Origin of the sequence: Alkalihalophilus marmarensis DSM 21297 (assembly GCF_000474275.2) — a bacterium.
GTDB lineage: Bacteria > Bacillota > Bacilli > Bacillales > Bacillaceae_D > Alkalihalophilus > Alkalihalophilus marmarensis.
Window position 1 is genome coordinate 65,061 of record NZ_ATAE01000023.1, and the last position, 9,936, is coordinate 74,996.

11 protein-coding genes are annotated in these 9,936 nt (G+C 41.3%); all 11 read left to right on the plus strand.

Annotation, left to right across the window (positions count from 1 at the left end; genetic code table 11):
* Positions 1-11 precede the first annotated feature (11 nt).
* The 11 genes from hslO (at position 12) to lysS (ending at position 9,589) form a co-directional block, all read left to right on the plus strand.
* The gene (gene hslO / locus A33I_RS08115) at positions 12-890 is read left to right on the plus strand and encodes an Hsp33 family molecular chaperone HslO (RefSeq protein ID WP_022627975.1); all 879 of its coding nucleotides are present in this window, start codon (positions 12-14) and stop codon (positions 888-890) included.
* A gap of 101 nt (positions 891-991) precedes the next feature.
* Positions 992-1,915: a cysteine synthase A gene (cysK, locus tag A33I_RS08120; RefSeq protein WP_022627976.1), complete on the plus strand. Its 924-nt coding sequence runs from the start codon at positions 992-994 to the stop codon at positions 1,913-1,915.
* Positions 1,916-2,053: 138 nt separating this feature from the next.
* Positions 2,054-3,520 carry an aminodeoxychorismate synthase, component I gene (pabB, locus tag A33I_RS08125; protein ID WP_022627977.1) on the plus strand — a complete coding sequence of 489 codons (1,467 nt, stop codon included), beginning with the start codon at positions 2,054-2,056 and terminating at the stop codon, positions 3,518-3,520.
* Positions 3,521-3,542: 22 nt separating this feature from the next.
* Positions 3,543-4,127 carry an aminodeoxychorismate/anthranilate synthase component II gene (pabA, locus tag A33I_RS08130; RefSeq protein ID WP_012957097.1) on the plus strand — a complete coding sequence of 195 codons (585 nt, stop codon included), beginning with the start codon at positions 3,543-3,545 and terminating at the stop codon, positions 4,125-4,127.
* Positions 4,124-4,981, plus strand: coding sequence for an aminodeoxychorismate lyase (gene pabC, locus A33I_RS08135; protein ID WP_022627978.1), 858 nt, complete (start codon positions 4,124-4,126; stop codon positions 4,979-4,981). Before pabA ends, pabC begins: the two co-directional genes overlap by 4 nt.
* A gap of 33 nt (positions 4,982-5,014) precedes the next feature.
* Positions 5,015-5,776 carry a dihydropteroate synthase gene (gene folP / locus A33I_RS08140; RefSeq protein ID WP_235806178.1) on the plus strand — a complete coding sequence of 254 codons (762 nt, stop codon included), beginning with the start codon at positions 5,015-5,017 and terminating at the stop codon, positions 5,774-5,776.
* Positions 5,777-5,778: 2 nt separating this feature from the next.
* Positions 5,779-6,147 (plus strand): dihydroneopterin aldolase, encoded by a 369-nt coding sequence (folB, locus tag A33I_RS08145; RefSeq protein ID WP_022627980.1) that lies wholly within the window; start codon positions 5,779-5,781, stop codon positions 6,145-6,147.
* The gene (gene folK / locus A33I_RS08150) at positions 6,137-6,664 is read left to right on the plus strand and encodes a 2-amino-4-hydroxy-6-hydroxymethyldihydropteridine diphosphokinase (protein ID WP_022627981.1); all 528 of its coding nucleotides are present in this window, start codon (positions 6,137-6,139) and stop codon (positions 6,662-6,664) included. Before folB ends, folK begins: the two co-directional genes overlap by 11 nt.
* Positions 6,616-6,819, plus strand: a complete 204-nt coding sequence (locus A33I_RS08155; RefSeq protein ID WP_022627982.1) for a helix-turn-helix domain-containing protein — start codon at positions 6,616-6,618, stop codon at positions 6,817-6,819. The genes folK and A33I_RS08155 overlap by 49 nt, the downstream gene beginning before the upstream one ends.
* Before the next feature lie 27 nt (positions 6,820-6,846).
* Complete coding sequence (dusB, locus tag A33I_RS08160) at positions 6,847-7,848, plus strand: tRNA dihydrouridine synthase DusB (RefSeq protein ID WP_022627983.1); 1,002 nt, start codon at positions 6,847-6,849, stop codon at positions 7,846-7,848.
* A gap of 241 nt (positions 7,849-8,089) precedes the next feature.
* Entirely contained in the window at positions 8,090-9,589 is a 1,500-nt protein-coding gene (gene lysS, locus A33I_RS08165; RefSeq protein ID WP_022627984.1) for a lysine--tRNA ligase, read from the plus strand.
* The last annotated feature ends 347 nt before the right edge of the window (positions 9,590-9,936 follow it).

A 9,936-nucleotide genomic window follows, 5' to 3' on the forward strand; every position in this document is an offset into this window, starting at 1 on the left:
GGAGAATTACAATGAGTGATTATTTAGTAAAAGCAACAGGGTTTGAAGGCAAAGTTCGTGCATATGCATTAGTAGCGACGGATATGATTAATGAGGCAGTTAGAAGACAAGGGACATGGCCGACTGCATCAGCCGCTTTAGGGCGTGCGATGATGGCAAGCACAATGATGGGAGCCATGTTAAAAGGTGATGCTAAATTAACGGTGAAGATTGAAGGCCGCGGTCCGATTGGAGCTATTATTGTAGATACTAATACAAAAGGAGAATCTCGCGGTTATGTAACGAATCCTCAAACACATTTCGACCTTAACGAGCATGGGAAACTTGATGTAGCTCGTGCAGTAGGAACGGATGGCTATTTATCAGTTGTAAAAGATATCGGTATGAGAGATAACTTTACTGGAAGTGTTCCGATTGTATCAGGAGAACTTGGGGAAGATTTCACGTATTATTTCGCTTCTTCAGAACAAACTCCATCGTCAGTTGGGGTAGGGGTTCTGGTAAATCCAGACAACTCTATTTTGGCTGCGGGCGGATTTATTATTCAATTAATGCCAGGTGCGGATGATGAAGTCATTTCTGAAATCGAAAAACGACTAAACTCAATTCCTCCTATTTCAAAGCTTGTGGAAGCAGGTATGCCGCCAGAAGAAATGTTAAAAGCGTTGCTTGGTGATGATAATGTTAAGTTTTTAGATAATATGCCGGTTGCTTTCTCATGTGCATGCTCTAAAGAACGTGTAGCGAATGCTATTACGAGTCTTGGTCCAGAAGAAATTCAAGAAATGATTGACGAAGACGGGGGAGCTGAAACTCGCTGTAACTTCTGTAATGAAGTTTATGCGTTTGATGTCGCTGAGCTAGAGGAATTACTAACAGAAACTAAATAAATTGGAAATTGGGCTTTTTATTGATTGACTTATCTGAAAACGTCTGCTAACATTATTTATACAAAACCTATGAATTTACTTGGGATTAGGAGGCGCTATCCATGAAAGTTGTTCAATCAATTACGGAGTTAATTGGCAACACGCCGCTAGTAAAATTAAATCGTCTTGTTGCTGATAAGCACGCCGATGTGTATTTGAAATTAGAATTTATGAACCCGGGGAGCAGTGTAAAGGATCGTATTGGATTAGCAATGATCGAAGCTGCAGAAAAAGATGGGACATTAAAAGCTGGAGATACAATTGTTGAACCGACAAGTGGTAACACAGGAATTGGATTAGCAATGGTCGCAGCTGCAAAAGGATATAAAACGAAATTAGTAATGCCTGAGACAATGAGTATGGAGCGTCGTAACTTGTTACGCGCTTATGGAGCTGAGCTTGTTCTAACGCCAGGACCAGAAGGGATGGGCGGTGCGATCCGTAAAGCGACAGAGCTTGCAAAAGAAAACGGCTACTTCATGCCGCAGCAATTTGAAAATGATGCCAACCCTAAAATCCACCGTGAGACGACAGGAAAAGAGCTTCTAGAGCAAGTAGACGGGCAGCTAGATGGATTTGTTTCTGGAATTGGAACAGGCGGTACGATTACAGGTGCCGGCGGTTTCTTGAAAGAACATTTTCCAAATCTGCATATTGCAGCAGTAGAACCTCAAGATTCGCCAATCTTATCAGGTGGAAACCCAGGACCTCATAAGATACAAGGAATTGGTGCGGGCTTTGTCCCTGATATTCTAGATACCGCTGTATATGATGAAGTTATTCAAGTATCAACTGAGCAAGCATTTGAATATGCTCGTCGTGCAGCAAGAGAAGAAGGAATCCTTGGAGGAATTTCATCTGGGGCTGCCATTTACTCAGCGCTTCAATTAGCTGAAAAGCTTGGACCGGGTAAAAAGGTAGTAGCGATTATTCCTTCAAATGGTGAACGTTACTTAAGTACACCACTTTATCAATTCGAAGATTAATGAAGACAAACAGCCGCGCCTTCTGGTGAGGCTGTTTTTTCTTGTAGGCCGTTTCCATTATTAGTCGGCTTTCTTACTCGGTCTTGTTCTTTTCTTCTATTTCGTTGTCATGTAGAATGGATAGTAGAAAGAAATGAAATGAACGGAGTGAAGCCGTTGGAACGGAATGGCCTATCAAAAGAAAAGATGAATTGGACCGCAAAGGCGAGTTCTTTTTCATTAAGCAAAGAAAAATGGTTTGAAGCATATAAACAATTATCTAATGAAAAACCCCATCACGTCCTTTTAGAAAGCGGGCGCGGCGGTCAATACAGTATTATAGGACTTGATCCGTTTGCGATTGTGGAAGGGAAGGGTGAGGTTCTTACCGTTAAACGGGGGAGAGAAACCGAGACGAAAAAAGGGAAACTTCTCGATTCATTAAAAGAGGTTATGGCGCCTTACCGGACAGCTGTATTGCCAGATACACCTTCTTTTCAAGGAGGGGCGATTGGTTACTTAAGCTATGATATTGTCCGGGAAATCGAAAAGCTTCCTCATAAATCAGACGATGATCTAGGTCTGCCTGATCTTTACTTTATGCTTTTTCATGATGTATTTATTTATGAGCATAAGGAAGAAAAGATGTGGGCCATTGTTCATGGAGAACAAGATCATATAAGTGAGTTAGAGGAAAGTTTAAAGCATTACGAAGAATTATGGACAAAGACGTCTGCTGAAACAACTTGGAGTTATGAGGCTAGGGAAGCTAATCCCGGTGCAGGTGCTTCGATGAGTGAAGAGGAGTTTGGGGCTGCAGTAGAAAAAATTAAAGAGTACATTGCAGCTGGAGATGTTTTTCAGGTGAATCTTTCGGTGAGACAGTCTAAAGAGCTTAGGTGCGAACCGATGCATGTGTATGAGACACTGCGAAAATTGAATCCATCTCCATACATGAGCTATTTCGAAACGCCGGATGTCCAATTTGTTAGTGCTTCACCAGAACTGCTCGTAAAAAAGCAAGGAATGGAAGTGAGTACGCGTCCGATTGCGGGAACGCGCTCACGTGGAAAAAATGAAGAAGAAGACAGAGAGCTTGCTGCGACTTTAATAGAAAATGAAAAAGAACGAGCTGAACATGTGATGCTTGTGGATTTAGAGAGAAATGATTTAGGGCGTGTTTGTGAGTACGGCACTGTCGAAGTAAACGAATTAATGGTAATTGAAAAGTATTCACACGTGATGCATATCGTCTCTAATGTGCGCGGGATGCTTAATGATCAATATGATTTGTATGAGGTCATACGAGCGACTTTTCCTGGAGGAACAATCACCGGTGCGCCAAAAGTACGGACGATGGAAATTATCGAAGAGCTAGAGCCTGTAAGAAGAGGTATTTACACAGGATCGATCGGCTGGATTGGTTTTAACGATGAAATGGAGTTGAATATTACAATCCGGACGATGGTTTGTAAGGAGGGGCAGGCTCATGTGCAGGCGGGAGCAGGAATTGTAATTGATTCAAACCCTAAGCATGAGTATAAGGAATCATTAAAGAAAGCAAGAGCATTGTGGCATGCCCTTGAGTTGAGTGAAGAAGAGTTGAGTTCGAAATTAAATAGCTAGTTGAGCTGAGGAGGAACGATTTATGATTATTATGATTGATAACTATGATTCTTTTACGTATAACTTGGTGCAGTATTTAGGTGAGATGGGAGAAGAGCTGATTGTTAAGCGGAACGATCAGATTACAATTGAAGAAATTGAAGAACTTAACCCTGATTACTTAATGATATCACCTGGACCGTGCAGTCCTAATGAGGCGGGGATCAGCCTTGAGGCAATCCGTTACTTTGCTGGTAAAATTCCTATCTTCGGTGTATGTCTTGGTCATCAATCGATTGCTCAAGTGTTTGGTGGAGATGTGATTCGTGCAGAGCGCTTAATGCATGGTAAAACCTCTTTAGTCCATCATAATGAGAAAACAATCTTTAAAAATATTCCTACGCCGCTAACAGCTACTCGTTACCACTCGTTAATTGTAAAAAGAGAAACGCTGCCTGAATGCTTTGAGATTACAGCTGAAACGGAAGCGGGAGAAATTATGGCGATTCGTCATAAAGAGCTGGCGATTGAAGGTGTTCAATTCCATCCGGAGTCGATTATGACTGATGCAGGGAAAGTTCTATTGCGTAACTTTGTTAAGACATATCGCAAGGAACCAGTAGAATGATGATGTATGTAGATGGTGAACTTGTTTCAGGCGAGCAAGCGAAAGTGTCTGTTTTTGACCATGGTTACATGTATGGACTAGGGTTGTTTGAGACATTTCGCGTGTATAATGGTCATCCTTTTTTATTGGATGACCATTTTCGCCGTTTGCAAGAAGGGTTACATATGCTTGGAATAGAGTGGGAGATGAACCGTAAAGATATGAGCCGTGTCATCGATCAGCTGATCAATGCCAATCAATATCAAGATCAAGATGTGTACGTAAGGTGGAACGTTTCTGCGGGTGATAAGGGACTTGGCCTTTATACCGGGCAATACACTGAACCTGTAACCGTAGTGTATACCAAGTCGCTCCCTGAACAGATGGGTCGAGAAAAACAAGGTGTTATTTTAAAGACGAGACGCAATACACCTGAAACGAAGGTGCGGTTGAAGTCCCATCACTATTTGAATAATATAATGGCTAAACGTGAAATAGGTTCAGATCCTTCAGTTGAAGGCATCTTTTTAACTGAAGATGGCTATCTAGCTGAGGGGATTGTTTCGAACTTATTCTGGGTAAAGAACGGTATCGTGTATACCCCCTCTATTGAAACGGGTATTCTGAATGGTATAACGAGGCAGTTTGTCATCAAGATGCTTAAAGACAGCGGGTATATCGTAAATGCAGGAAAGTATCCAAAAGAAGAGCTATATGAGGCCGATGAAGTGTTTGTGACCAATTCTATACAAGAAGTTGTCTCTCTTACTAGTATCGACCGCCACACGTATGATTCAAAACAAACCATAACGAGAGAGCTGCAACAAAGGTACAAGCTATACAGCAAGAAGCTTTGGAGCAAGATTGAGTTATAAGGAGGGTGCACCGTGGGTAAACGTACAAAAATTATGGGGATTTTGAATGCAACCCCAGATTCATTTTCTGATGGCGGTAAATATAACGATGTCGAAGCAGCTAAAAGACGAGCGTTAGAGATGATTGAGCAAGGTGCGGACATTATTGATATTGGTGGAGAATCAACTCGTCCTGGCTTTGAAAAAGTCGAGGCAGATGAAGAGCTTGCCAGAGTCATTCCGGTCATTGAAGCGGTAAGAGGTGTAACGGATGTTCCGATCTCTATTGATACGTACAAAGCGGACGTAGCTCGGGAATCCATTAAGGCGGGTGCGACGATCATTAATGATGTATGGGGAGCTAAGGCTGATCCACTGATGGCTCAAGTAGCAGCTGACACCGGTGTTGAAATTATTTTGATGCACAATCGTGACAATACAGAGTACACGGATCTACTTCTAGATATGAAACAAGATATAGAAGAGAGTATTGCGTTATGTCATCAAGCTGGCGTAGAAGATGAGAAAATTATTTTAGATCCGGGCATCGGCTTTGCTAAAACGTACGAGCAAAATCTTGAAGTGATGCGCAGGCTTGATGAATTTACTGCTTTAGGGTACCCCGTTCTTTTAGGCACTTCTAGAAAAAGGTTTATTGCAAAAACATTAGACCTCCCTGTTGATGAACGTGTTGAAGGAACTGGCGCTACGGTATGCTTAGGTATAGCTAAAGGCTGTGAAATTGTACGTGTACACGATGTTCTTGAAATGAGCAGAATGGCAAAGATGATGGATGCTATGCTGGGAGGCGAATGATAATGGATAAAATCTATATGGATGGATTAGAATTTTACGGCTATCATGGGGTCTTTAAAGAAGAAAATAAACTAGGGCAGCGCTTTTATGTAGACTTAACGTTAGAGCTGGATTTAAAGAAGGCTTCTGCATCTGACAATATTGAAGAAACGATTAATTACGGTGAGGTTTATAAAAAGGTAAATGAAATTGTTGAGGGAGAGCCTTATAAGCTGGTGGAAACGGTTGCTGAGAAGATTGCCGCTGAATTGCTTGGCTCATATGAACGGCTAGAAAGGTGTACTGTGAAGCTTATTAAGCCTGACCCGCCTATTCCTGGTCACTATAAATCTGTTGCGGTTGAAATCACAAGGGGGAAAAATGAAGCATAATGTTTATATTGCTCTCGGCTCTAATATAGGGGACCGAGCTGCCTATCTTGAAGAAGCGATCGACCGGCTGGATAAAGAAGAGGATATTAAAGTCGTTAAAAGATCTTCTATCTATGAAACGGAACCTGTAGGGTATGTCGATCAACAGTCATTTTTAAATATGGTTATACAAGCTAAGACGAATTTAAGTCCAGAGAAATTATTGGAGAGGACTCAATTAATAGAGGATACATGCGGACGCAAGCGTGATATCAGGTGGGGCCCAAGAACAATTGATCTTGACATTCTCCTTTTCGATCAACAAAATATGAAAGTAGAGAACCTATGCATACCCCATCCTAGAATGTGGGAACGTGCATTCGTAATCGTGCCATTATATGAACTTAACTCTAAACTTTATTTTCAATCACGTAATCAAACGATAAAAGATATATACGAGGCGTTGCCAGATAAAGAGGGTGTAAACGTATGGAAATCGAGAGTTGGGGCAGAAGGATCAGAGCATTTCGAAAGCTAAAAGGTTTTACCCAGCAGCGATTTGCTAAAGAGATGGGGATATCTGTTTCTGTATTAGGTGAAGTGGAGCGAGGCAGCAGAGAACCTGATGAAAAAATGCTCGAGAAAGTAACATCGGTTTTAAATATAACGAAGCAAGATTTAATCCAAAGGTGATCAGACAAAACCTAGAGGTGAATTGAAGTGTTAAAGATCGGTAATATTGAAATGAAAAACCAAGTTGTCCTTGCACCGATGGCGGGCGTTTGTAATCCGGCTTTCCGTTTAATTGCTAAGGAATTTGGTGCCGGCTTAGTGTGTGCAGAAATGGTAAGTGATAAAGCGATTCTACACAAAAATGAAAGGTCTCTAAGCATGTTATATGTAGATGATCGCGAAAAGCCTCTAAGCTTACAAATTTTTGGCGGGGAAAAAGAAACGCTTGTTGAGGCAGCTAAGTTTGTTGATAAAAATACAAATGCAGATATTATTGATATCAACATGGGCTGTCCTGTCCCGAAAATCACTAAATGTGATGCAGGTGCGAGATGGCTGCTTGATCCGAATAAAATTTATGAAATGGTTGCAGCGACAGTAGATGCCGTTGATAAACCTGTAACAGTTAAGATGCGTATCGGCTGGGATGAGGATCATATCTTTGCAGTTGAAAACGCGCGTGCAGTTGAACGTGCAGGGGGAAGTGCGGTCGCTGTTCATGGTCGTACTCGTGTCCAGATGTATGAGGGACATGCAGATTGGAACATCATTAAAGAAGTAAAAGATGCTGTAAATATTCCTGTAATCGGAAATGGCGATGTGCAGTCTCCACAAGATGCTCGTCGTATGATAGATGAAATAGGGGTAGATGGTGTAATGATAGGTCGTGCTGCACTAGGAAACCCATGGATGCTTTATCGTACAGTGAAGTATCTTGAAAATGGGGAGCTAATGCCTGATCCTACTCCGCGTGAGAAGATCGACGTGTGCATGATTCACTTAGATCGCTTAATTGCTCTAAGAGGTGAATCTGTTGCGGTGCGTGAAATGAGAAAGCACGCAGCATGGTATTTGAAAGGGTTGCGCGGCGGCGGCCGTATCAGAGATCAAATTAACATGTTCGAATCAAGAGATGATGTAGCGAAAACATTATATGCTTATATTGACCAGCTAGAAGAGGAAATGGCTAATGAGTCAATTGTCGTTTGACTTTAAGTGAATAATTAACTATAATGCGTTTGAGTTTATGAAACTGCCAGCTAACCCCTGGCAGTTTTTCTATGTCAAAAAAACCTGTATAATGAAAACTGATAAGTTAATCTAGAGTAGCAAATCATTAAGTTCGATTGGTTGACTTAAAGGATAAGTGTAATCTAGTTATAGAACAAAAAAGATTTGATTATAATGAGTTCACAATGTGGACTCATAAAATAGAGGAGATGAAGAAGTAATGAGCCAAGAGGTCGAATTAAATGATTTACTTGCCGTACGAAGAGACAAGCTTTCTCAATTAGAAGCACAAGGAGCAAATCCGTTCGGCGGCCGTTTTAAGAGAACCCACACAGCCAAAACAATGGAAAGTACATTTGCAGAGTTATCTAAAGAAGAATTAGAAGAGCAAGGTCATGAAGTAACGCTAGCTGGACGTATTATGACAAAGCGTGGAAAAGGGAAAGCTGGTTTTGCCCACATCCAAGACTTATCTGGTCAAGTTCAAATTTATGTTCGTAAGGATGCAGTGGGTGAAGAGCAGTATGATCTTTTCACTTCTATTGATATTGGAGATATTGTAGGTGTAACAGGTACGGCTTTCAAAACAAAAGTAGGAGAGTTATCAGTTAAAGTAACTGATTTTCAAATTCTTTCAAAATCATTACGCCCGCTTCCGGATAAGTTTCATGGCTTAAAAGATATTGAGCAACGTTACCGCCAGCGTTATGTAGACTTAATAATGAACCCAGAAGTGCGTGATACGTTTGTATTACGTAGTAAAATATTGCAATCTATGCGCCGTTATTTAGATAATCGTGGATTCCTTGAAGTAGAAACTCCTACTATGCACTCGATTGCAGGCGGAGCATCTGCACGTCCTTTTGTCACGCATCACAATGCGTTAGACATGACTTTATATATGCGTATAGCTATTGAGCTTCACCTGAAGCGTCTTATTGTAGGCGGCATGGAGAAGGTATATGAGATCGGCCGTGTATTCCGTAATGAAGGGGTATCTACTAGACATAACCCAGAGTTTACAATGATTGAGTTATATGAAGCTTATGCAGACTATCAAGACATTATGGAGCTTACAGAAGAACTTGTCGCCCATATTGCTAGGGAAGTATTAGGGACAACGAAGGTCACATACGGTGAGTATGAAGTAGACCTAGAGCCTAAGTGGACTCGTGTGCATATGGTGGATGCTATTAAAGAAAAGAGCGGCGTTGATTTCTGGCCAGAAATGACTGATGAAGAAGCTCGTGCTCTTGCAAAAGAACACAAGGTACCGGTAAAAGAAACAATGACATACGGACACGTGGTTAATGAGTTCTTTGAACACTTTGTTGAAGAGTCGCTTATTCAACCTACATTTATATACGGCCACCCAACAGCCATCTCTCCTCTAGCTAAGAAAAATCCTGAAGACGAGCGTTTCACGGATCGTTTTGAGTTATTTATTGTCGGACGTGAGCACGCGAATGCCTTCTCTGAGTTAAATGACCCTATCGACCAGCGCCAGCGTTTTGAGCAGCAGCTGGTTGAGCGCGAACAAGGCGATGATGAAGCTCATATGATGGATGAGGACTTTGTAGAGTCGCTTGAATATGGGATGCCTCCTACTGGTGGACTAGGGATCGGTATTGACCGTTTAGTAATGTTACTAACTAATTCCCCGTCTATTCGTGACGTGCTGCTATTCCCGCAAATGAGAAATCGTGAACAAAGTGAATAAACGTAAAAAGTCCAGGTCATAATGAAGACCTGGACTTTTTACGTTTATATTGGTTTAGTCTGTCGTTTAACGGGTAATGCCGTTATAATGGAAGGAAATCTTAGCTTTCAAAAAAACTTTTAAAAAAGTTTATAAAAACAGTTGCAACTTTTTATCCAGGGTGATATATTATTACTTGTCGCTGAGACAACAACGAAACAAACAACAGCGATCGAAAAACTTTTTAAAAAAGATCTTGACGCCGATAATTGAAAGTGTTAAGATAGTTAAGTCGCCAACGAGCGACGGACAAGTTCTTTGAAAACTGAACAAAAGCCAAGCGAAATAGAGATACATGATATCTCGTC

Bases quoted from the DNA above. Each gene is read 5' to 3' on its own strand.
- hslO (WP_022627975.1), top strand. From the start codon at position 12: ATGAGTGATTATTTAGTAAAAGCAACAGGGTTTGAAGGCAAAGTTCGT.
- cysK (WP_022627976.1), top strand. From the start codon at position 992: ATGAAAGTTGTTCAATCAATTACGGAGTTAATTGGCAACACGCCGCTA.
- pabB (WP_022627977.1), top strand. From the start codon at position 2,054: ATGAACGGAGTGAAGCCGTTGGAACGGAATGGCCTATCAAAAGAAAAG.
- pabA (WP_012957097.1), top strand. From the start codon at position 3,543: ATGATTATTATGATTGATAACTATGATTCTTTTACGTATAACTTGGTG.
- pabC (WP_022627978.1), top strand. From the start codon at position 4,124: ATGATGATGTATGTAGATGGTGAACTTGTTTCAGGCGAGCAAGCGAAA.
- folP (WP_235806178.1), top strand. From the start codon at position 5,015: ATGGGGATTTTGAATGCAACCCCAGATTCATTTTCTGATGGCGGTAAA.
- folB (WP_022627980.1), top strand. From the start codon at position 5,779: ATGGATAAAATCTATATGGATGGATTAGAATTTTACGGCTATCATGGG.
- folK (WP_022627981.1), top strand. From the start codon at position 6,137: ATGAAGCATAATGTTTATATTGCTCTCGGCTCTAATATAGGGGACCGA.
- A33I_RS08155 (WP_022627982.1), top strand. From the start codon at position 6,616: ATGGAAATCGAGAGTTGGGGCAGAAGGATCAGAGCATTTCGAAAGCTA.
- lysS (WP_022627984.1), top strand. From the start codon at position 8,090: ATGAGCCAAGAGGTCGAATTAAATGATTTACTTGCCGTACGAAGAGAC.